We start from the raw sequence: 22474 nt of genomic DNA on the forward strand, positions 1-22474 counted from the left end.
ACTAACACTCCCTTTGAAATAATTTAATGTGCTCCTCAGCTGTCTTCCTCCATTTGGGGAGATTTCCTTTAACAAAAGCATCATCATTTAATTCTGGATATTCTCTATATACTCTATCTATCTCTTCTGACTGCCCTGGTCCTAATAACTCTTCAGGATCTAAGCACCAGTTTCCCTTTAAAAGCCCCTGGCGAGCTAGAACCTCATTAATTCCCGCTATGCAGCCAGCAAAATTGTTCCTAACATCAAAGAAGGCTCCGTTGCAATCGGTAACCTGCACATTCTTAGTAAGAAGTGCATCCAAATTCCTTGAGGCTTTAGCAGTCTTTACTTCCTCCAGAAGCTCTGCTGCCTTGCTAGTCCAAACAGCAAAATGTCCTAAAAGTCCACCGATGATGTCCTTTTTAACAATTTTTCCTTGAACATTAAATTCATAGGTAGTCAATAAATCAACTACTATATTATCATCATTTCCTGTATAGACAGCTATCTCCTGACACCTTGGAGAGCTGCATACAGCACGAAGTACATCTAAGGTTTGATAGCGGTTAAAGGGAGCAGTTTTTACTCCTACAACCCCTTCTATATTCATGAAGCTTTCCCAGAAATCATAGGAGAAAACCCTTCCACCTGCTGCAGTCTGGAGATAGAAGCCAAAGACTGGGATTATCTTTGCTATTTCTTTGGTTCTTGTGAGCAGCTCCTCTTCAGAATAATCATTAAGACCTCCCATAGAGAGAAGTGCGATATCATAATTATACTTAACTGCAATAGAAGCTTCCTTTACAGCCTGTTCTGTAGGTCCACAAACTCCAGCTATTTTTATAAAGGGTCTATCAAGCTTCGCTGCTTCTATTTCCTCAGAAGCTATTCTGAGTATGCTCTCATATAGATTTATCTTTGGATCTCTTATATTAAACTGAGTGGTATGTACACCTACTGCAAGACCGCCTACTCCTGAATCAAGATAATAATTTAATAATATTCTCTCATGTAGCTCATCAAAGGTTCTATCCTCATTAAGAGCTAATGGTAATGCTGGTATTGCCGTACCCTCATGAAGTAGCTGAGAAATTTCTTCTTTAAGTTTTACCATTTTAATATTTCCCCTCTCTTTCTTGGAAATGAGTAGGCTTATTTATTGTTTCTCCTCCACTGGTAAGCCACAGAGCCGTTATTTTAATCATTTCTCTTATAGTGGTTCTTGGATATCCAAATAACTCATGGGCCTTTGAGGCGTTGCTAAGAAGAGCAGTTTCCTGAGGAGTACCTCTAAAGGAAGGTTCTATGCCAAGCTCTCTTCCCAATTCCTCAGCAATCCACTTTACAGATAAGGTCTCAGGTCCAGTAACATTTAAAATATTAGCTGGTGCCTCGGCAATAAGCAGTGATCTTATTGCAACCTCACAGGCATCAGGCTGCCAAATAACATTAACATAGCCCATGGTAAGATCTATGGCTTCACCCTTTAAAATCGATTTAGCTAGCTCTGAAATAACTCCATATTTTAGATCTATAGCATAGTTTAATCGGAATAATGTTACAGGAGTCTGATTTTTCATTGAAAAATACTGAAAAATCCTTTCCCTTCCTAAGCAGGACTGAGCGTACTCACCTAGCGGATCTGCTGGCACAAGCTCCGTAGGTGCTCCATGAGTCAGTGGTACTAAAGGATATACACAGCCCGTAGAGAAGGCCACTATTCTAGAAGACTTGAAATGCTCTGCTACTCTTCCAGGAAGGTAAGTATTAACAGCCCAGCTATAGGCCTCATTGCCTACAGTTCCAAACTTATACCCAATCATAAATATTATATTTTCCACTTGAGGCAGCCTATTAATCTGCTCTTCCACTAAAAAGTCGCAAACTATTGTTTCAACTCCTGCTTCCTCAAGCTCTTCCTTCCCCTTGCTGCCTTCTGAGAACCTAGCTACTCCATATATCTTTTTATCTAAACCTGCTTTTACTGCAGCCTTTTTAGCTAGGATAGCCAGATTCACTCCCATTTTTCCACTGACACCCAGTATCATAATATCGCCCTTGATTCTCTTTATATCTTCCACTAATTTATCAGAGGGCTCTACCATCTCTAATCTAATTCTCTCTAAAATATCCATAAACACCTCTCCTATTCTCCGTGGCTTCTTTAGTTATCGTAACAAATTATCCCTGTGAGCACTTCACTTCCACTGTTTTGTAGAAGCTCGTAGGCCTCCTTAATATTATCGAGATTTAAAGAATATCCCACATATTTATCTACCCTTATTCTTTTAGAAGAAAGAAGCCTTATATACTCCTTAACGTTCCTTCCTTCAGTCCATCTTACCTGACCATAGGGATAATCAATGGCATCTCTTTCATAGCTTGGGTCATATCTTCCTGGACCTCCAGCTCTAGAAATCATTATATCTATTTCCTTACCAAACATTAATTCTCTATCATATTTAGGCTGTATATCTCCAACAATGATGCTCTTACCCTTATCTCTGAGCCATTCTAAGCTCTTATTAGTTAAATATTCAGAGTCTCCTCCAGTGCAGAGGAATACTCCATCTGCTCCCTTTCCACCAGTAAGCTCCCTTAAAGCTTCTTCAAGCTTAGCTTCGCTGGTGTAGCAGGGAATTCCACTTATTTCTTCTAATAGCTCTGCTCTCTTACTAGATCTGTTTAATGGTAACACCTCTAAAGCAGCTCCATGTCCAATCTGAGCAATAAGCTGACCAAAAATTCCTAAACCAACTACCACTGCCACCTCTCCAAAGGTAAGCTGTGCTTTTCTTAAAGCATGAATAGAGATTGCTCCTAAACCCGCTAAGGAAGCCTCCTTTAGGTCTACTCCCTCAGGTACAGGTGCACAAAGGGTCTTAGGTACTAATAAATATTCAGCATGAGCCACATAGGGAGCCCCATAACAGGCAACATACTGACCTTCATAAAAGCCTTCTACTCCCTTACCTACCTCAATTACCTTTCCCGCTGCGCTATAGCCTAATTGAACTATATCCTCTTTGCTATTCCCCCCCATGGTAAGCTCTGTTCCAGGGCTTATGGCAGAATATATGGTTTTAATCAACAAGTAGTTATCCTTGATTTGTGGCATAGGCTTTTCAAAAACTCTAATTTCACCATTTTTTGCTCCTATATATCTCATAGCTAGCTCCTTTCTATAGCTTCACGACTATTTATTACCTGAAAATGCTATTCCTCTAGTAAAATACTTCTGCAGCATGATAAATATTAAGAAGGTAGGTACAAAGGAATAAACAGCTCCTGCCATCTCAATACCAAAGTTTCCTTCCTTGGTCAAAAGAGAGGCTAGACCTACAGTTATAGGATACATTTCCTGACTAGTAGTAAATATAAGAGGTGTAAGCAGGTCGTTCCAGCAGGATATGAAAGCAAAGGTACCAACGGTGGCAAGCACCGATTTACTTAAAGGCAGCATTATTCTAAAAAGTATTTTAAAATCATTAGCTCCATCAATATATGCAGCCTCCTCCAGCTCTTTAGGTAGTCCCAACATATACTGCCTTGCAAAGAATACCCCCATAATACCCCAAATCTGAGGAAGAATTAAGGACCAGTAGCTGTTAATCAGCTCAAGCTTGTTAAATATAATATATCTAGGTATTATAAGTATCTGTGAGGGCACCATTATAACCGCCATCATAAGCCAGAATATAATATCTCTTCCCTTAAACTCCTTCTTTGCAAATATATACCCCAGTACAAGAGCGAAGAACATCTGAAAGAAGGTAGGTATCACAGATATTATCAAAGAATTAAAGAACCATTTAATATACTGTGAGTTCTTAATAATATAAACAAAGTTTGCAAGGCTCATATCCTTGTCAAAAAGCCAAGTAAAAGGATTACCCATGGGTACCTTTGAGGTTATAAGGCTTCCTGCAACCATTATTAAAAAGGGTATTAAAAACACTACAGAGAATACTAGCAATAATAATATAGATATTTTTGAGGTCTTTTTTTGTTCCATTTTATCTCTCCTATCCTAAATCCTGTTTTTCTCCAATAAACTTTCTTTGTATCAAGGATATTATAAAAACTAATACAAAGAGCACATAAGCAAGAACACTGGCATAACCAAACCGTAAGGACGAGAAGCCCTGCTCGTACATGTAGTAAACTATGGTATTGGTTGCAAAGTTAGGACCTCCCCCTGTGAGCAGGAAGGCTGAATCAAAGATCTGGAAGGAGCCTATAGTAGTAACAACGGCCACATAAAAATGTATTGGTGCAAGGAGTGGGAAGGTTATCTTCCAGAATATCCTCCATTTACCCGCTCCATCTATCCTCGCTGCTTCATATAGCTCTTCAGGAATCCCCATAAGACCTGCAAAGTAGTAAATCATGGTACTTCCTGCAACCTTATATATACTAAGGCCTGCGAGAACCAATAAAGCATACTTGGAGCTAGCTAAAAATAACTGATTGTCAAAGCCCATGGAATTTAGAAGCTGATTTATCATTCCTTGATCAGAACCCTTAAAGAGCCACTCCCATATACCTGATATAACTACGAAGGATGTTACTACAGGGAGAAAGAAGATTCCCTTAAAGAAATTCCCCACCTTCTTTTTCTTTTGAGAAAATATCAAGAAAGCAAGTCCCAAACCTAAAGCCATAGTTGGAAGTATGTAATACAAGGAAAAAACCAAGGTATTCTTAATTGACTTCCAGGCAATATCATCTCCTATAAATCTTTTCCAGTTGTCTAAGCCTATAAATTCTGGTACCCCTATAATAGACCAGTCCATGAAGGTTAATATGAAACTAAAGCCTATGGGGAGAATATAAAAAATGAAAAAGTGTATCATAATAGGTATTAAAAATACATAAACCACACCATACTTAGAAAAATGCTGTTTAAGTCTTTTAAAGCTAAGCTTCTCTTTCTTTCTTCTTACTGGAACTTTATCAATGTCATTAGTATTTACGTTAAGGTTCGTCTGTCTAGGCTTCGTATCCATAATGAAAATCCACTCCATCCTATATTAATTTAGAAATATTATCTACCAATTCTATTTGTTAACTAATCTGTTTACGATTACATTCTAATATGATAGAATGTAGAAGTAAATGGATTACCTTGCTAATAAATACAACAAAATTGCTATATTGGTCAGGAGGTTGAGTAATTGAGAGATTTCTTCTATGAACTTCACCATTACGAGGACCCTTCTTTTCCCATAATATTTCACTTTAACGAATTAACTCAGCAGTTCAACGAAATATTCTACCACTGGCACATCAATATAGAATTGCTTTATTTTATCTCAGGAGAAGCCGAAGTTTCCTCCAACAGCACTACCTATAGAGCAGGTCCTGGGGATATAATAATTATTAATTCTAATCATCTTCATAATATAAAAACCATATCAGATAATTGCAGCTATTACTGTCTAATACTTGACTATAGGTTTTGTATGGAGCTGGATTTTGATGTAACTAGCAGTGTCTTTTGTGAGAAAACCAGGGATCCAGAAATGGTGAATATATTTAACATCATTATCAGAGAAATGACAAACAAAAAAGATCACTACAAAAAAGCTGTACGAGCCCTTTGTGTGACCATGAGCATATTATTATACAGAAATCAGGTTATACTTGAAGCTGGCTCAAGCTCCAAAACAGATCCAAAGGTAGAAATGATAAAGTCCAGCATAGAATACATGAACAAAAATTACAGAAATAATTTCAACCTAGATGAGCTAGCTGCTGAAATCTGTGTTAGCAAATATCATTTCTGCAGAACCTTTAAGGAGCTGACAGGAAAAACCGTTAAGGAATATATACTTATGCTCCGCTGCCATAACGCACAGCTTCTTCTCCAAAAAAATAACATAAGCATTTTGGAATGTGCAGAAAGAAGCGGCTTCAACGATGCTTCTTATTTTTCTAGGTGCTATAAAAAGCAGTTTGGCTACCTTCCTTCCCAAGAGAGAAAGAAGCTTTAAGGAATCCTTTTAAATGACATAAGAATTTTTTCATATAATAATCCCTTGAACTATCTATCAAGGGATTATTTTTTATTAACTGGTTCTATGTCATTATAATTTAAATCTCTCAACAATACTGTGAAGCTTTTCTGCCATATGTGCAATGCTTTCACTAGAGTTAGATACTTCCTGAATTGAGGCTGTTTGTTCCTCTGTTGCAGCTGCAGCTTCTTCAGTTGAGGCTGAATTTTCTTCTGCCACTGCAGAAAGCTCCTCTAGCACATCAACAATCTCTCCCCTCATGTTCTCCATTATTTCCCCTTGATTAATGAGATTTACAACAGCAGTTTTAGTGTTCTGAATGGACTCCTCAATAAGCTTATATTTATCCGTGTTACTCTTTACACTTGTAAACTGTTCATTAGAAATCTCAGAAACCCTATTAACCATCTTAGCAGAATCCTTAGCATTCCTTTGTAACTCTTCCACTATTTCACTGATAACTTTTGTAGAACTCGTACATTCCTCTGCCAGCTTCCTTACCTCTTCTGCAACAACAGCAAAGCCCTTTCCCTGTTCCCCTGCTCTGGCAGCCTCAATAGAAGCATTGAGAGAGAGTAAATTGGTTTGATATGCAATGTCTTCTATAATTTTACTTACTTCACCTATTTTTCTTGAGCTTTCTTTAGTGTCCATTATGGTTTTAAATATCTCATCTACAGCTATAGTGTTTTCTTTGGTTATGATGCTCAAGGCTTCAACCTCTTTAAGACCATCTAAAACCACTAACTCTGCTCTTCTAGATGAAGAATTCACTTCATTGATATAAGAGGCTACTACCTTAATCGCTTCACCCAAGCTAACTGCTTTAATTACTCCTTCCTCAGTGCTCTTCGCCTGCTCTAAAGCCCCTGCTGCAATCCCATCTATAACCTTTGAAATTTCCATAGATGTCGCTGCAGCTTGCTCAGAGGTAGCTGTTAGCTCTTCGGAGGATGCTGCCATAAGCTCCGAAGAACTATTTAATTCACTAATAATACTTCTAAATCCTATTATAATATCCCTTAAGGATCGCGATAAATCGCCTATCTCATCTTTTCTATTTAAATACTTATTCTCAATATCCTGAGAAATATCTAAGGATGAGATTCTCTTAGCATATGAGATAGTATTGGTAATTGGTTTTACGAAGGAATTACCAATAAAATATGTTAGGAGTATGCTTAGGAGCAAAGTAACAATTCCTACAGCAATGATGCTTGATTGAAGCTTAGGAATTGCTGCCAGTATCTCCGCTCTGCTGGCTACCATTACATAGGTCCAATCTGTTCCATCAATTGAAGAATATCCAACATATTGATCTCCTCCTTGAAAGGAATAGCTATCTACACCTTTTCCTTGTAAAAGAATATTTTCCATAGCTCTTGATAAAGATACAAGTGTATCATCACTCTCACTCTCCTCAATAGGATTAAATCCCCTATAAACTAGCTCATGATCCTTATGACCTATTATCGTCCCTTCACTATCAACAATGTAACCATAACCCTCTTCACCATAGCCTGTTTCCGCTACCATTTCACTTAAAATTATTCCATCGTTTATTCCTATAAGAACTCCTAAAATCTCATTTCCATTAACAATGGGTACAGACTCCATAAAGATAATACTTTCATCATCAGAGTTCACCTGAAAGCTGATAGCCTCAGATTTACTCTCAAAAGACTTCCAACTTGCAGCCTCCTTCCCCATAGACATAGTTGAATTGTCATCAAAGAATGCTGTGCCATCGGGATACATTACCCCAAGACGTAAAAAATCTACATCTGCCACTAAACCTTCTAGTATTTCCTGCTGAACTGTCCAATCCATAGTCTTAACTTCGTCCATTGAGGCTATAGTCTTTAAGATTTGAGCCTTTCCCTTTAATAAGCTTGCTTCTCTTTTCGCAGTTTCTTGAGCCAAAGTGTATATAGAATTGCTTGCTTCTGATGTAACTATATCCCCAGAAACCTTTACAGAAATATAGCCTAATGATATTAATCCAATAATAACTATTAGTGCAAAATACCCAATTAGTTTAGTTCTAATACTAGTTACCTTAAATACGCTCATATTCCTTCTCCTTTATAAAAGTATTTATAGAGTCTAGTATATCGTTCGTATATTATTCATTATATTTTATATTTATTTAATAATATTTTAAAAAAATTAACAATTTCAACATCAAAAACAACATGCTTTACTAAACGTAGTAGTTTTATGTATTTTGTTACCATTAAAGACATATATCGGATATAGATTGTTTTTTTCTACAAAGAAAGCTATCAACATTTTTGTTGATAGCTTTGTAGGTTTCAAATGTATTTTTTATTATAAACTAACTTATGATATTATGAGTTTTTCACTTCATGTCCACCAAATTCATTTCTCAAGGAGGCTACTACCTTCCCTGTAAAGGTATCCTTCTGGAGTGAGCGATATCTAGTTATAACCGATGTGGTTATAACTGGGGCGGGAATCTGAAGCTCTAGTGCTGTTTGTGCAGTCCAAAGACCTTCTCCGTTGGAACCCACAGCGCCGGTTATTTTTTCAAGGTGGGGATCCTTGCTAAAGGCTCTGGCTGTTAGCTCCATGAGCCAGCCTCTTATAACAGAGCCATGATTCCAAAGATGTGCTACACCCTGTAGGTCCAGATTAAAGTCGCTAGCTTCGAGAATTTCAAAGCCTTCCCCTATGGCCTGCATCATACCATACTCTATGCCATTGTGGACCATTTTAGTAAAATGTCCTGACCCTGAGCTGCCAGTATAAAGATATCCATTTTCTATGGCTATATCCTTAAAAAGCCCTTCAACCTTTCTAAAAGCTGATTCTTCTCCACCTATCATGGCGCAGATTCCATGCATTGCTCCTTCCATCCCTCCACTAATTCCTGCATCGAGATAAGCTATCCCCAGCTCATTGAGCTCCATTGCTCTTCTCATAGAATCCTTATAAAAGGAGTTTCCCCCATCAATAACCATATCTCCAGGCTCTATAAATCCTCGTATTTCCTGAAGGACAAGATCCACTATTTGTCCAGCAGGTATCATGAGCCACAATACCTTAGGACCACTTCCCTTTTTTATGAGCTCTTCTATACTAGAAGCTGTCCTTATTCCTTTTTCCTCTGCTTCCTGCCTTCTAATTTCTGAGATATCAAAGGCTACTACCTCATGACCCTTTCCCTTCATATTAAGGGCTAAATTAAAGCCCATCTTCCCTAATCCAACGAGTAAAACCTCCATAACCTACCTCCATTTTCATTTTATCTGATATTTTAATAGTCTTTCCCATAGAGACATTAGCCTCTCCACTGCTTCCTTATATACCTGAAAAATCTCGTTATACATTTCTATATTTTCTTTTCTTGGAGCATATACCTCAGCTGTTCTGCACAGCTCTGCAGCCTCTTCTAGGCTATCATATTCCTTTAAGGCATAAAGACCTAGAATTATAGCTCCAAGGCAGGGAGCCTCAAAGCTTTGAGCTACTACTAAAGGCATCCCTATGATATCTGAAAGAGATCTAATCCACTCCTCACATCTCATAAAGCCCCCGTTTATGTGAATTGATTTCACTTCCTTTACTAAAGCCTCGATAGAAGTGTAAACATCCTTTAAGGAATAACATATTCCTTCAATAACAGCCCTGGTAAAATCAGGCTTTGTATGAAGGTCAGAGATTCCTATAAAGCTTCCTCTTAGGTTAGAGTTCCAATAAGGAGCTCTCTCTCCTGTGAGGAAGGGAAGAAAAATCATCCCCCTGCTCCCGGGCGGTGAGGCTTCTAAATATCTATTAAATATCTCATAGGAGCTTATGTCTCTTTCCTTGCTTTCCAGAACCTCAAGCTCACCGAAATTATCTCTAAACCATCGATAGGCGTCTCCTCCATTATTTATAGCACCTCCAACTATATACTTATCCTCTGTAAGTATATAGCAAAATGTCCTCTCTCCCTCTCCTGTCACTGGCTTATTAAAGGCAACCCTAACGGCACCACTAGTACCTATGGTAATTGAAGCTGCTCCCTCCTTAATAGAATTGCTTCCAAGATTAGCAAGGCAACCATCAGAAGCTCCTATAACTACTGGTATTGAAGAGCTTATCCCCATAGCCTCAGAGTATTCTTCCTTCATTCCTCTGAGAATGTGGGTAGTTGGAACAGCCTCTGAGAGCTTCCCCTCTGAAATTCCTATATCAGACAGTATTTTGGGTTCATATTTTCTTGTATATATATTAAATAACCCTGAGGCCGAGGCTATAGAAAAGTCCACCTTATAGACATTAAATAATTTATATATCACATACTCCTTTATAGAAATGAACTTATGGGTATTTTTAAATAGTTCCTTTTCATTATCCCTAAGCCAAAAGAGCTTATATAAAGGGGACATGGAATGAGTAGGTGTTCCTGTCCTTTTATAATATTCTCTTCCTTTTCCACTGATTTTATATTCCTCTACATAGCCTTCACTTCTAGAATCAGACCAGATGATACTGTTGGTTAAAGGAAGACCTTCCTTGTCCACAGCTATTATACTGTGCATGGCAGCACTAAAGGAAATGAAGTCTATTATTCCAGATAAATCTGAAGCTGCATTACTGATAGAATCAATTACCGCCTGAAATATAACTTCAGGATCCTGCTCCTTAAAGCCTGCCTGAGGACTTAGGGTAGGATATTCCCTGGAGGCTTTCTTAACCTCTTTCCCCTTTTCATCAAAGACAATTGCTTTAGTACTGGTTGTACCTATATCTACTCCTAGATAGTATTTCACCCTCTCACCACCTGCGCATAAATAATATTAATTATAATTTTTGTCTGCCATATCTCCCAGTCCTTCTCTAACCACTGGATAGTAAAAAGCCTTAAGGAAAGATGACTATCTAAAAACCACTCTCCCTAAGGCATAAACCTAATTGCTAGCTGCTTTCTTAAGCTTCAGAGCCTTTAAAAGTACCTTTGCTCCATTGCACATACCATAATCTACAGAGTCTATCACATCTACTGGAATCTTAAATTTAGCCGCCTTAGCTCTTATATCCTCTAGCTGAAATCTTATCTGGGGACCAATGAGTACCACATCTGCCTTTTCAAGATTTCTATCCACTGCATCGGTAGATACAGCCCAGATATTTGCTTTAACTCCCTTTTCCTCTGCTACCTTATTCATTTTAGTTACCAGGAGACTCGTGGACATACCTGCTGAACAAATAAGCAATATATTCATAATCAATACCTCCTTATTCTTTTATTTATATTCAAAGGTGAAATCAGTGGCTTCCAGCTCCCTACTATCGCTAAGCTTTTTATACCAATGGCCTGATTTCTTTATTCTTCTGTTTCTATTATCCTTTAAATCTATCTCTACTAGGCCATATCTATTTTTAAAAGCATTTTGTGGTGATACGTTATCCGTGAAGGCCCAAAGCATATATCCCCTGCAATTTGCTCCTTCCTCTACAGCCTTTAAAAGCCACTTCAAATGCTCACTGATAAATTCTATTCTATAATCATCCTGTATTATACCTTCAGAGTTCTTATTAAGGTCCTCTTTCTCAACGCCCATACCATTTTCTGCTATAAACCAAGGAATGTTTCCATACTCCTCCTTCATTCTCATTGAAAAATCATACATAAGCTTAGGATATATCTCCCATCCTCTATAAGGATTCATCTTTCTTCCCTGAAGCTCATATTTGTCATAGTAATAGGCTGGATGGAAGGGTGTTCTCGGATTCCAAGCATTTTCCCGAGCCTTTACCCTCGTAGGTGCATAGAGGTTTATCCCCAATATATCTACGGTGTTTTCCTTGATTATCTTTAGTTCCTCTTCTGTATATTCAAAGCAGCAATTATTCTCTTTTAAAATATCAATCAATTCCTCCGGGATAGTTCCTTTAACTGATGGATCTAAAAATATCCTGTTGAAGAAAAGATCGAATTTCTCCGCCGCTTCCTTATCATGTGGGGCTGAGGACCTAGGATAGCAGACATCTGGATTTAAAATAATTCCTATCTCTCCTCCATCCTTACTGTGTCCTCCCTCTTTAAAGACCTTTATTGCTCCTGCAGAAGCAAGTATTTTGTTATAATTCCACTGCATCGCTATCTTAGTATCCTGTATAAATGGATATCTCAAGCTATCTAAGAATACTCTAGTCTGAATTACTATAGGCTCATTAAAGGTAAACCATTTCTTTACCTTATGAGAATACCTCTTAAATACCTCCTCTGCATATTTTATATAAAGCTCCACAACCTTCTTTGAACCCCAGCCTCCATATTTTTTAAAAAGCTCAGCTGGCAGCTCGTAATGCTCTAAGCAGAGCATTGGTTCTATTCCATTATTTATCATCTCATCTATAAGTTTATTATAATAATCCGCCGCTTCCTCATTTACCTCTATAGTTTCATAATTTGTTAAAAATCTCGACCAGTCTATGGAGGTTCTATAGGCCTCTAGCCCTACCTCCTTCATGAGCTTAACATCTTCCTTGTATCTATTGTAAAAATCTGTTGCCACCGTAGGGCCATAGCCCTCATGCCACAGCTCTGGAGTTTCCTTATACCAAAGGTCCATATAGGAATCCTGACCATCTTTTTTACCACTCCAGCCCTCCGTCTGCCAGGCAGAAGCAGCCGCTCCTAGAAAGAATCCTTCCGGTAGCTTATATTTTCTTAAAATATTCATCAGTACCTCCTTAGTCATTTGCTCCTAATAATTGATTAAACTCATCATCTAATTCTCCATCTTGTACAGCAGAAAGCTCCTCTAAGCTCTTTTGTTTGTCCCAAACCTTAACAAAAGGAACATAAATAACTGCTGATAGTGCTATTGCTATTAATTGTAGGATTACCGCTCTCCAGTCACCATTTGTTGCTAAGAAGCCTGAAATTGGAGCAGGAACTGTCCATGGTATTGCCAGTCCAGCAGGATAGCTTACTAGATTAAAGTACATAGCTCCATAGGATATTAATGCTATAGATACATTAGATAAAACAAAGGGTATCATCATAATGGGATTCATCACTATTGGAACACCAAAGATAATAGGCTCTGAAATATTAAAGAGTGCTGGTCCTAAAGCAAGCTTTCCTAGGGTCTTCATCTGCTGGGATTTCGCCACAAATAATATAGCTATAACTAGACCAATGGCAGCTCCACAGCCTCCAATATTAACGAAGTTATCGTAGAATTGCTTGGTTACAATGTTAGGTAAAACTTCCCCTGCTTCTAAAGCAATTCTATTAGCATCCATGGCTGGAAGGAGCACTGAATCCATTACTCCAAAAACTACACGAGTACCATGTATTCCTAAGGTCCAGAAAACCATGTAAAGGAATACTGTAGCAAGCATACCACCAAAGGATAGACCTACTCTTGATAGCGGAGCTCCAACAAACTTAGTTATAAAGTTAAAAATAGTTTCATAGCTAGTAGCTTCAAAGAATAATCTTAAAATAAAGAAGAGGGTTATTATTATAAGTCCAGGTATTATTGCAGCAAAAGACTTTGCCACCGCTGGAGGTACAGAATCAGGCATTTTTATAACCCAGTTCTTTTTCGTAACAAATATAAAAATTTCTGTAGAGACAATTGCTGTGAGAATAGCCACTATAAGCCCGCCAGCACCTAAATTAGCTGTTTGCCAAATCCTTCCCAGGTTTAATGCAGTTCCATCGGCAAGCTCTGTATTTAAAGTAATTACTGGTATCAATAGAAGGAAAGCTGAAAGGGCAGCTGCTCCTGCTGATACACCATCTACATCCTTGTCCCTTGCCAACTGATAGGATATAGAAAACACCGATAATATCGCTACGATATCAAAGGTAACCCTTGTGGGATATAAAAATTTACTGGTAAAGCCTTCACCTAAGACACTGTTTATAAACTCATTAACCGAGTCTATAGGTATATTACCTAAGATCATAAATATTGAACCTACAATTATTAGGGGCATGGTAACGGCTAAGCCATCACGTAACGCTCTTATATGCCTCTGCGCTGCTATCTTTCCTGCCACAGGCATTGCTTTTCTTTCCAAAAAACTCATAAATCCTGCCATTGTTTTATTCCTCCTTAATATTTTTATGTGGGTTGTATTTTTTCAATGTGTATTCTTTTATTGAACACACTTTTTTACCTGTACCTTAATTACCTCAAGAGTCTCATATAAATCGATGAATTCCTTAGCTAAATCCCTTACAGTTAAGGCATTCATGAAATGGTCCTGAGCATGGGCCATTAACAGTGTAAGGTCCTGTCCATTGCCATTAGCCTCTTCCTGTATCAGCTTCGTTTGAATATCATGACTCTTTCCCAAGAATTCAGAGCTCTTTTCAAGGGAGCTCTTAGCTTCCTCAATCTTTCCTTCCTTGGCCTTCTTAATTGCTTCCATGGCATAGCTTTTAGCATCACCACTGTTCACTATAATTCCAAATACTACCTCTTGATAATCCATCTATATCATCCTTTCTCTATTACTTACTCATCTATCTATTTATTAAGCAAAACCCATGCCAAGATTTGGGTTGGATAATTTTATAAAAAAATACACCCCTACGATTTTTCATAAGGGTATATTATTCACTTCTGAAGGAAGAAGCTAACTATTCTACAGATATCATCTTCACCTATTTCTATATTGTATTTACTATTTAAAAGAGGAATAGCTTCCTTAACAACTCTAAAGTATCCATGGTTATCATTAATGTATGCCTCTTTATTCTGGAAGGGCTTTCCTAGCTCTCCGGCCTTAAGCCTGTCCATAAGACATGCAACATGGAAGGCTTCACCAATTAGTATATTGGTAGATACCTTTAATTTTAGTTTTTCTAGAATAATACTATTAAATTCCTTGATATCCTCCAAAGCCTCTATCCCATTTATATTGTTCAGCTGATTATCCAGGGCAGCTCCCATCTTTATATAAGTGGTTTCCTCATCAATTATTGTCTGAAGCTTCTCTATTCCATCTTCCCTGACTATATCAGAAAGGCCTAGCTGGATCACTTGAGCGTTTATACTAAAGGGGCTTATAATAGAGATTACCTTATGAGAGCCTGCTATCTCATTAAGCTTCAGCTTTACCTCTTCATGCCCCTGAAACATGATAGGTATAATATCTATAAGTCCTTTATCATAATGGAGTCTCTCCTCTAATAGCCCCTTCACGGCTAGTGCTCCACCCTCTCCAGTGGTGCAGATGGTTACGATAGCCAGCTTTTCATTCTTTTTGCTATAGCTTTTAGTCCTGATAGATTCCCCTGCTATCTTATTTACCTCAAGAGTCCCCAGATAAACCTCTTCTAAGCTCTGACCTAGGATTGCACGCCTAGTTGCCTCAATTACATGAAGGGTGCTTACTAGAGGTATAGTTCTGGTTTTATTCCCCACCTTTTCCTCTACCTCCTCACCAAAGGTAGTAAGTGAGCCCATATCCACAAGAAATAATATATCTGATTTTATGCCAGAGCTTTCTATAAACTCTTTAATTCTATTAATGACCAGCTGTGGCTTTTCATCAATGGGAGCATTTATTCCAATAGCATAATTTGACCCTAAGAGCTTATTGGTTGCTTCAGCCATAGAGGTGGCTGTGGAGGAGCCATGAGCTACGACTATTATTTTTACCTCGTCCTTATCTACTGAAGAAATATTATCCTCATATATTAAAAACATTGTAAGAAATGACGCCTCATCGATAGGGAAGGTAATATCCAGGCTTCTTTCCAGCCTTTTTAAACAATTTAACGCTATGTTAAATTCTCTGCTGTGCTCCTGTCTTATTTTGTTTGTCTGTGGATTTATTATTGCTTCATTCTGTCTTATTCTCTCGATGGAATTAGCTATATGAACAGCCATTCCATAATATATTTTTTCACTGAGACTTCTACCAAGATTCATTTCACTGTAGGCTAATACATCTTTTATGATATCAACGAGCTTTTCTGGTATGATGTTAGTAAAATCAGCAATATCCTTTCTCCTATTTAAGGTGTTTAAATATTCCCTAAAGGAGTTATCTATAGTTTTTTCCATCTCCCTTCCCAGCTCTTCATCACTGATACCTCTTCTTTTCAGCTCTAGCAGCCTATCCTCAAGCATATCATAAATGGTTTCTCTATCCCCTCCATCTTGAAGGAATAAATCCTCCTCATCCCCATCAAAAAATACATATCTTGCATTTAAATCAATTAGCTTATTCCACAGCTTCCTATGATCAGTAGCAGTATATAGTCCCTCTCGGATATTTGCTGGGATATCTATGGTATTTATCTTTATTTCCTTCTTTTTATTAGAAGCAAAATTCACATACGCCCTGGCACAGGAGAGCTGTATATCACTTTTTAGCTGTCCAATATTATTAGGACAGTTATAGCCAGCAAAGGCCTTTAGACTATTAACGGAAACTCTTATACCTTTCCCTAGCTTATAGCTTTCTTCCTTAAAGAATTGGCATATTAAACCAAACCTCTCCTCTAAGCTTCTATCTTGAAGACTTGGTATATTTATAACCATTGGAATCCTTCTCATAAATGTATTTAGAAGGGTGGATTCAGGATTTTCTGTGGTAGCACAGATGATGAGCACCTTAGAGCTTCTACTAAACTCCGTTTCTCCAAGACGTCTATATCTTCCTGTATCAATAAAGGTAAAAAATATTTCCTGCCCCTCTGGTGGCAGCCTATGAACCTCATCTAAAAATAATATTCCTTCATCTGCCTTTTCCACCAGTCCAGCTTTATCAGTATCTGCTCCGGTGTAAGCACCTTTTTTCACACCAAAGATCTGCCCTAGAAGGAGGTTGGGGTTATTAGCATAATCTGCACAATTAAAGCTTATGAAGGGTGCACTTTCATCCATAACCTTCATCTCCTGAGCATATTTATGTATTAACTCAGCAAACATGGATTTTCCTACACCAGTATCACCTAAGATAAACATATTCATCTTTTTCGGAGGATATAAAATTGCAGCCTTAGCCTGCTCACCAGCGGTATAAAGGCTAGGATTTAATTTTAAAAAGCTGTCAAGAGTAGTGTTTTTCTCTTCCCCCTCGCCCTTTAAAGCAAAGATTACAGGCTTACCCTTTAACTTAACCAGCCTTCCTTCCTCGTGTAACCGATTTAAATCCTTGCTGACATTGGCTCTCTCTAGCTTCATAACCTCTGCTAGCTCAGCAGCACTTACTCCCTTTTCAGAGTATAATTCCTTTATTTTCTCATATACAGCATCTATTCTTCTCACTCTCATCCCCCCATTCCCTAAGCGATAAATATACGCTATTTTACATTAATTATTTTATAGTTGAAATTATATATTAATAATCTATAAATTTCCATAAAATTTATCTATTGTTTTTATTTACTTTTATATACAATGACATTAAAATTCAAATAATTACTAAAAAGATGTAGAATGACTTTATAGATAAAAAGCTACCAGCAATCTAAACTGGTAGCTTTAATACTTTATTATCTTCTTACATACTTCAAAATCACTGTACCCTTATCAGTGATATTTTCCACCAGCTTCAGTCTAATAGTTGGATTGTCCTTATAAAACAACGGAATTCCTCTTCCTAAGATTATTGGAACTATCCCAATTACATACTCATCAATGATATCTGCTTTTAGGAAGCTGTCTATTAGTTTACCTCCTCCAAAAAGAAAGATATTCTTTCCATCCTTTTCTTTCTCCTCTGATATAGCCTTGATTATATCATCACTGATGAATCTGACATTATCGTGATCCTCTTTAGCTTTATGAGTTGCCACATAGACCTTATGCTTTTTAAATTCCTCGTGCATCCCAAGGTCATAGCAATTTTTCCCCATTACTATTGTGTCCATGGAATCAAAAAAACCTTGAAAATCAAAGGAACTTTCATTAGGGAAATTACCTTCAGCACCGCTATTCTCTGTTATCCAATCATAGCCGTGATCCTCAGAGGCAATATAACCATCAAGGCTCATAGCTAGGCTTACAACTATTTTTCTTGTCATAAGAAGTCCTCCTTTAATTTATTCTTACCAATATCTACAGTTATCTTAAAAGAGCTTTGTCTTGTATATATTGTAAAGGCTGCGACAATAAATTTATAGTCACAGCCTGAAATTTTCAGCTTATTTTTGTAGATTTCTAATTATTATCCTATTCATAGCTTAAGCCATGTCCTATAGGATATGCTGTCCTAGACGTATCCATAACTCCATTCTCTATCACTGGTATATCTACTGGTAGCTTTCCTGATGGGTTTCTGCCTCCGAAAATTACCTCTATGCCAGCAGGTATGTTAGGAGCAACTTTCTTCTGTGATTCAATGCCTTCTGTTGGATCCATACCATTACTTCCATATACCACTGCTATTGCTCTTGCTTCAGGATAGTTAGCTGCATCGTAAGGCTTTTCAGCACTCATTATAACTGTAGGGATATCCTCACTGTTTCCATAGGCTGCTACCTCCGTGGGAATTCTACTCCTCCAGTTATAAGGTGACAGCTGTGATGCCGAGTTAATCTTTGATATAACAACTACGTAATCGGAGCCATCTATCTTCTGCTTAAGCTCCTGAGCTGTTGTTTGAGAATTATAAACATATGTTTCATAGGTTATGGCTCTAGGAAGCATTCCCTCAATAATAAGCCTGTCCATTCCCTCCTTCATGGCACGTGCTTCACTATTACTTGTAGTCAAAAGCAGTATCTTCTCATCATCTTCTGGCTTCATTGGAAGTATGCCCCCCTGATTTTTAACCACCGTTACAGCTTCCTCTGCAACTACTCTTTCTACATTTTTGTTTCTAGGTGAGCCTACAATTGCCTTAGCCTCTGTAAGCCTTTCTTCAAAGGTTCTCTTATCCTCGGATAAATCTAATATTCCTCTTCTTTCCTTAAGTAAAAGTATCCTCTCTAATGAAGCATCAATATCCTCTAGAGTTATCCTTCCGTTTTTCACAGCATTCTTAACCTCTGAAATGATATTGTCTAGCTTTTTAACATCTTCCTGTGACCTTAATATCGTAGGCATAAGCAATATATCAACATCTGCTTCTATTGCCATTATAATTGCTTCAGCCTCTCCAAAGTTTTCCGATATTGCGCTCATGTTTAAGGCATCAGTAACTACTATACCATTGTAGTTGATCTTATTTCTCAATATTCCCGTTATTATCTCATGGGATAGAGTAGCAGGAATATATATCTCTGTACCATCCTTCTTTGATATAACTTTATCTCCTTCAATTTGAGGATAGGCTATATGAGCAGTCATAACCATGTCCACTCCATTATCAACCGCAGCCTGAAATGGAATAAGCTCAAGAGAAGCCAGCTCCTCATAGCTTTTATCTACTACTAGTAATCCCGTATGGGAATCTACAGCTGTATCTCCATGACCAGGAAAATGCTTCACTGCTGCAGAAACATTGTGGATCTGCATCCCATTCATCTGCTCTACTCCCAGATCAGCTACAAGGTCAGCACTGCTACTGTAGGAACGGGGGCCCATTACTGGATTTAAAGGATTATTATTGATATCTAATACCGGAGCCAAATTCACATTAAAGCCTAAAGCGAACAATTCACTACCTATTACTCTTCCCGTTTCATCGGCATATTCAATACTTCCTGTAGCTCCTAAAGCCATATTTCCTGGAAGAGCTGTAATATCTTCTAATGGGTAGCCTGTCCAACTCTCCTGGTCTATTGCTATAAAAAGAGGTATACTACCATTGTTTGCTTTATTATCCATGGCAGCCTTCTGCATATCATAGGTTAGCTTTAGAGTCTGATCCGTTTCTTTAACATTGTTATCCAAAAGTATTACTCCACCAAGGTCATAGTCATCGATGATATCAGCTACCTCACTATCTAACAGAGTCATGTCCTTTTCAGAAGCATCTCCTGAGCCTTTCCACTGACGAAAGTCTGGCATAAGCATTTGAGTAATCTTCTGTTCTAGAGTCATACTATCAATTATTTTTCTTACATCTTCAGCTTCCTTATAAGCACTTTTAGAAACACTGAGCAGTGCTGTAAGAAAAAGAGCTGTCAATTTATTAACCATATTAAACTCCTCTCTTTATTCCCCTGTAGCCTGCAATGTATTGATTTATATAAAAAATGACCTAATACCTCCCATATATTTTGGTTTACTGTAGAGGTTAGGTCTTGTATTATTATAGCAACTATTTATACATTGAAGCTGGATTGAAAGGATAATTCTCCCCTTATATTTTATATTTATTTTATATTCAATGCCTTTTTATGTCAACTTTATCACCATGAAATATGGTACATTTTAAAAAAAGTTAAAAACCAATTCATTTTATACATAAAGTTTTTCTCACTACTAATAAAAAGCCCTCAAGATATTTTATTTAAAGATAATATATTTAATAAATAGATCATTAACACCAAACTTATATTTTATATCTAATATTTTAATCTACAATAAAAAATCTAAATAAAGCGTATGTTTATCCTTATCTTTTACCACTAAAAAACTCTTCCACATTATGAAGCATGTAATATTATTGCACCAAAACACTTATAGTATATAAGTTCAATAAGAAAACTTATTTAATTCACTAACGGTGATATATTTTAGTTCTCCAAACACTCTCTAATATTGACTATCTGAAAAATAATGCGATGTAAATATCCTTACAAAATATTCTTCATATTAGAATCTCTAAGATGGCTTTTCTTTCATAATGTAGTTATCAGAAAGTATACTTATATTAATATGACGTTAGTTAAATAAGATAAAGAAAATCCATAAATGAAGATTCCACTACCTTATCTTATAAAAATAATTATTAAATTTTATCTGAGCCTGATAATAAATGAAACCATGAAAATAAGTATCTACTCTACATAACGATTTATTGTTATAGGATTAATAAGCTCATTAAACTTAGAGAGTTTCTCTGCCACATCTGGATCAAAAATTGAACAAATGTACATGTAATCTCCTTTTAAACTATTAGTATATATATTTCCTTGCTCATCACAAAATACGTAACCAATAACTCTATCACTATACTTTAATTTTTCGATTATAAATTTTCTCTCCTCCTTATTCAAGAAGGTTAAAGCATTATCAAAATCTTCATTACATATTTCAAATATTTCTTGGTTTTCTTTGGCTACAGACAACGGAAAAAACTGATAGATACTCCAGCTATAAATGCTGTCTAGCTCACTTAAATATCTATATATATCATAAACAGAATCTTTGTTTTGCTTAGTTAATATGGTATTAATTTTTATCTTAGTATTTGATTTCATTAATGTTCTAAGAACAGATTCTGCCTTACTAAATAATTTATTTGATTTCCTCATATTATCATGTGTATTGCCAATTCCATCTAAGGAAATTCCAATTAAATTCACATAATTTTCTATGAAGTTATAATCACTTTTAGTAATTGCAAGACAGTTTGTATCCACTTGCGTAAATAACCCATTCTCTTTTGCTAGAATACACGATTTTCTGAAACTACTTTTACTAAAAGGATCACCCCCACCAAAGGTTATAACCTTAAAATCCAATGATATTGCTTTTTTGATTATCTCATAAGTTCTGTCTTTGATTTTTTTATGATGAAAATTTATATAACAAAAATCACAGCTTAAATTACAACTTTCATTGTATGTAAGTATTATTCTTTTCATCTATCTATCACTTCTTCGAACGATTGAGATAGTTTCCAACAGTTATTGAAGTGGCTCTTTAATATATTATAATTTCTATTCTCTCTTTCAAATTCTATGGCAATAAAATTATTCTCAATCCGATCTGATATTTTACCTAAATGATATGGATCATAAATCATATATTTATCTGTAAAAAATAGCGAACAATAAACTTGTTCAGTAAATCTTATTTCTAAGTTCTCATATTTATTATTTAAGGATGTTAAACTCTCGATATCTAACTTTCTATCAATCCCTTTTGTATTATTAAAATTATTTCTTACTTGTTTATTCATGCAAAAGGGGTTAATAAGTAAAACTTTAATGGGAATTCCGTTATTTAATCTATCTTTTATATTTCTCCAATGTCTATCTGTTGGAATATCTAAATATGATTTACCAGTTTCAGCAAGAAGAAACATTTCGTTTGCCTCATCGATAGCTTTCTCAATATTTGAGTTTCTCTTATTTTTTGATTCATAATTATCCATAAAGTAATGATTTATTATACCATTATCTTCTAGTTCTCTATTTTTTTGTTCTCTTTCCCCTGCAAGTTTGATTAGTGGATTGTATTCTTTATTTTTAATAAATATTTCTAGTAAAATAGCTAACATCATAGCAAATATAGCCCACAAATATAACTTTTCACTTTTTAGCCATTCGATAATAAATACAGAAAGACTAAATAAAAAAATTTCCAATATATAATTTAATTTATATGTTATTTTCATAATAGACCTCGCTCTCTTTTTACCAT

Annotated in this window: 18 protein-coding genes; 1 reads left to right on the plus strand and 17 read right to left on the minus strand. The window is 36.5% G+C overall.

Annotated features, from left to right (window positions below; translation table 11 throughout):
* Position 1 precedes the first annotated feature (1 nt).
* The 5 genes from ACPWSR_RS02960 to ACPWSR_RS02980 are packed head-to-tail and all read right to left on the minus strand — an operon-like array spanning position 2 to position 4991.
* On the minus strand, positions 2-1096 hold the full coding sequence (locus tag ACPWSR_RS02960; protein WP_426350212.1) for a dihydrodipicolinate synthase family protein: 1095 nt from the start codon (positions 1094-1096) through the stop codon (positions 2-4).
* A 1-nt stretch (position 1097) separates the two neighbouring features.
* Positions 1098-2117, minus strand: a complete 1020-nt coding sequence (locus ACPWSR_RS02965) for an NAD-dependent epimerase/dehydratase family protein (RefSeq protein WP_426350213.1) — start codon at positions 2115-2117, stop codon at positions 1098-1100.
* A 29-nt stretch (positions 2118-2146) separates the two neighbouring features.
* The gene (locus ACPWSR_RS02970; protein WP_426350214.1) at positions 2147-3151 is read right to left on the minus strand and encodes a zinc-dependent alcohol dehydrogenase; all 1005 of its coding nucleotides are present in this window, start codon (positions 3149-3151) and stop codon (positions 2147-2149) included.
* Between the two features lie 27 nt (positions 3152-3178).
* Positions 3179-3997 (minus strand): carbohydrate ABC transporter permease, encoded by an 819-nt coding sequence (locus ACPWSR_RS02975; protein WP_426350215.1) that lies wholly within the window; start codon positions 3995-3997, stop codon positions 3179-3181.
* Positions 3998-4007: 10 nt separating this feature from the next.
* Positions 4008-4991 (minus strand): carbohydrate ABC transporter permease, encoded by a 984-nt coding sequence (locus tag ACPWSR_RS02980; RefSeq protein ID WP_426350216.1) that lies wholly within the window; start codon positions 4989-4991, stop codon positions 4008-4010.
* Between the two features lie 168 nt (positions 4992-5159).
* On the opposite strand from ACPWSR_RS02980, the gene ACPWSR_RS02985 reads away from it, so the two are divergent.
* Positions 5160-5978 carry an AraC family transcriptional regulator gene (locus tag ACPWSR_RS02985; protein WP_426350217.1) on the plus strand — a complete coding sequence of 273 codons (819 nt, stop codon included), beginning with the start codon at positions 5160-5162 and terminating at the stop codon, positions 5976-5978.
* Between the two features lie 93 nt (positions 5979-6071).
* Here ACPWSR_RS02985 and ACPWSR_RS02990 read toward each other — a convergent pair whose 3' ends face one another.
* The 12 genes from ACPWSR_RS02990 to ACPWSR_RS03045 all read right to left on the minus strand — a co-directional run bounded on the left by ACPWSR_RS02990 (position 6072) and on the right by ACPWSR_RS03045 (position 22448).
* Positions 6072-8075: a methyl-accepting chemotaxis protein gene (locus ACPWSR_RS02990; RefSeq protein WP_426350218.1), complete on the minus strand. Its 2004-nt coding sequence runs from the start codon at positions 8073-8075 to the stop codon at positions 6072-6074.
* 278 nt (positions 8076-8353) lie between these two features.
* Complete coding sequence (gene gnd / locus ACPWSR_RS02995) at positions 8354-9250, minus strand: phosphogluconate dehydrogenase (NAD(+)-dependent, decarboxylating) (RefSeq protein WP_426350219.1); 897 nt, start codon at positions 9248-9250, stop codon at positions 8354-8356.
* 15 nt (positions 9251-9265) lie between these two features.
* Positions 9266-10783 (minus strand): gluconokinase, encoded by a 1518-nt coding sequence (locus ACPWSR_RS03000; protein WP_426350220.1) that lies wholly within the window; start codon positions 10781-10783, stop codon positions 9266-9268.
* A 138-nt stretch (positions 10784-10921) separates the two neighbouring features.
* Entirely contained in the window at positions 10922-11236 is a 315-nt protein-coding gene (locus tag ACPWSR_RS03005; protein ID WP_426350221.1) for a PTS sugar transporter subunit IIB, read from the minus strand.
* A 21-nt stretch (positions 11237-11257) separates the two neighbouring features.
* Positions 11258-12700, minus strand: coding sequence for a glycoside hydrolase family 1 protein (locus tag ACPWSR_RS03010; protein ID WP_426350222.1), 1443 nt, complete (start codon positions 12698-12700; stop codon positions 11258-11260).
* A 10-nt stretch (positions 12701-12710) separates the two neighbouring features.
* Positions 12711-14075 carry a PTS cellobiose transporter subunit IIC gene (celB, locus tag ACPWSR_RS03015; protein ID WP_426350223.1) on the minus strand — a complete coding sequence of 455 codons (1365 nt, stop codon included), beginning with the start codon at positions 14073-14075 and terminating at the stop codon, positions 12711-12713.
* 57 nt (positions 14076-14132) lie between these two features.
* Positions 14133-14471 (minus strand): PTS lactose/cellobiose transporter subunit IIA, encoded by a 339-nt coding sequence (locus tag ACPWSR_RS03020; RefSeq protein ID WP_426350224.1) that lies wholly within the window; start codon positions 14469-14471, stop codon positions 14133-14135.
* A gap of 125 nt (positions 14472-14596) precedes the next feature.
* Entirely contained in the window at positions 14597-17260 is a 2664-nt protein-coding gene (locus tag ACPWSR_RS03025) for a sigma-54-dependent transcriptional regulator (RefSeq protein WP_426350225.1), read from the minus strand.
* 227 nt (positions 17261-17487) lie between these two features.
* The gene (locus ACPWSR_RS03030) at positions 17488-18018 is read right to left on the minus strand and encodes a dihydrofolate reductase family protein (RefSeq protein ID WP_426350226.1); all 531 of its coding nucleotides are present in this window, start codon (positions 18016-18018) and stop codon (positions 17488-17490) included.
* Positions 18019-18166: 148 nt separating this feature from the next.
* The gene (locus tag ACPWSR_RS03035) at positions 18167-20080 is read right to left on the minus strand and encodes a glycoside hydrolase family 3 N-terminal domain-containing protein (protein ID WP_426350227.1); all 1914 of its coding nucleotides are present in this window, start codon (positions 20078-20080) and stop codon (positions 18167-18169) included.
* A gap of 803 nt (positions 20081-20883) precedes the next feature.
* Positions 20884-21693 carry a radical SAM protein gene (locus ACPWSR_RS03040; protein WP_426350228.1) on the minus strand — a complete coding sequence of 270 codons (810 nt, stop codon included), beginning with the start codon at positions 21691-21693 and terminating at the stop codon, positions 20884-20886.
* A complete protein-coding gene (locus ACPWSR_RS03045) occupies positions 21690-22448 on the minus strand; it encodes a hypothetical protein (protein WP_426350229.1) in 759 nt (252 codons plus the stop codon). Before ACPWSR_RS03045 ends, ACPWSR_RS03040 begins: the two co-directional genes overlap by 4 nt.
* Between the last annotated feature and the right edge of the window lie 26 nt (positions 22449-22474).

This window comes from Alloiococcus sp. CFN-8, assembly GCF_049943125.1.
Lineage (GTDB): Bacteria > Bacillota > Clostridia > Clostridiales > Clostridiaceae > JAEXZL01.

Excerpts from the sequence above, each read along its gene's own strand:
- ACPWSR_RS02960 (WP_426350212.1), bottom strand. The coding sequence starts at position 1,096 with ATGGTAAAACTTAAAGAAGAAATTTCTCAGCTACTTCATGAGGGTACG.
- ACPWSR_RS02965 (WP_426350213.1), bottom strand. The coding sequence starts at position 2,117 with ATGGATATTTTAGAGAGAATTAGATTAGAGATGGTAGAGCCCTCTGAT.
- ACPWSR_RS02970 (WP_426350214.1), bottom strand. The coding sequence starts at position 3,151 with ATGAGATATATAGGAGCAAAAAATGGTGAAATTAGAGTTTTTGAAAAG.
- ACPWSR_RS02975 (WP_426350215.1), bottom strand. The coding sequence starts at position 3,997 with ATGGAACAAAAAAAGACCTCAAAAATATCTATATTATTATTGCTAGTA.
- ACPWSR_RS02980 (WP_426350216.1), bottom strand. The coding sequence starts at position 4,991 with ATGGATACGAAGCCTAGACAGACGAACCTTAACGTAAATACTAATGAC.
- ACPWSR_RS02990 (WP_426350218.1), bottom strand. The coding sequence starts at position 8,075 with ATGAGCGTATTTAAGGTAACTAGTATTAGAACTAAACTAATTGGGTAT.
- gnd (WP_426350219.1), bottom strand. The coding sequence starts at position 9,250 with ATGGAGGTTTTACTCGTTGGATTAGGGAAGATGGGCTTTAATTTAGCC.
- ACPWSR_RS03005 (WP_426350221.1), bottom strand. The coding sequence starts at position 11,236 with ATGAATATATTGCTTATTTGTTCAGCAGGTATGTCCACGAGTCTCCTG.
- ACPWSR_RS03010 (WP_426350222.1), bottom strand. The coding sequence starts at position 12,700 with ATGAATATTTTAAGAAAATATAAGCTACCGGAAGGATTCTTTCTAGGA.
- celB (WP_426350223.1), bottom strand. The coding sequence starts at position 14,075 with ATGGCAGGATTTATGAGTTTTTTGGAAAGAAAAGCAATGCCTGTGGCA.
- ACPWSR_RS03020 (WP_426350224.1), bottom strand. The coding sequence starts at position 14,471 with ATGGATTATCAAGAGGTAGTATTTGGAATTATAGTGAACAGTGGTGAT.
- ACPWSR_RS03030 (WP_426350226.1), bottom strand. The coding sequence starts at position 18,018 with ATGACAAGAAAAATAGTTGTAAGCCTAGCTATGAGCCTTGATGGTTAT.
- ACPWSR_RS03035 (WP_426350227.1), bottom strand. The coding sequence starts at position 20,080 with ATGGTTAATAAATTGACAGCTCTTTTTCTTACAGCACTGCTCAGTGTT.
- ACPWSR_RS03040 (WP_426350228.1), bottom strand. The coding sequence starts at position 21,693 with ATGAAAAGAATAATACTTACATACAATGAAAGTTGTAATTTAAGCTGT.
- ACPWSR_RS03045 (WP_426350229.1), bottom strand. The coding sequence starts at position 22,448 with ATGAAAATAACATATAAATTAAATTATATATTGGAAATTTTTTTATTT.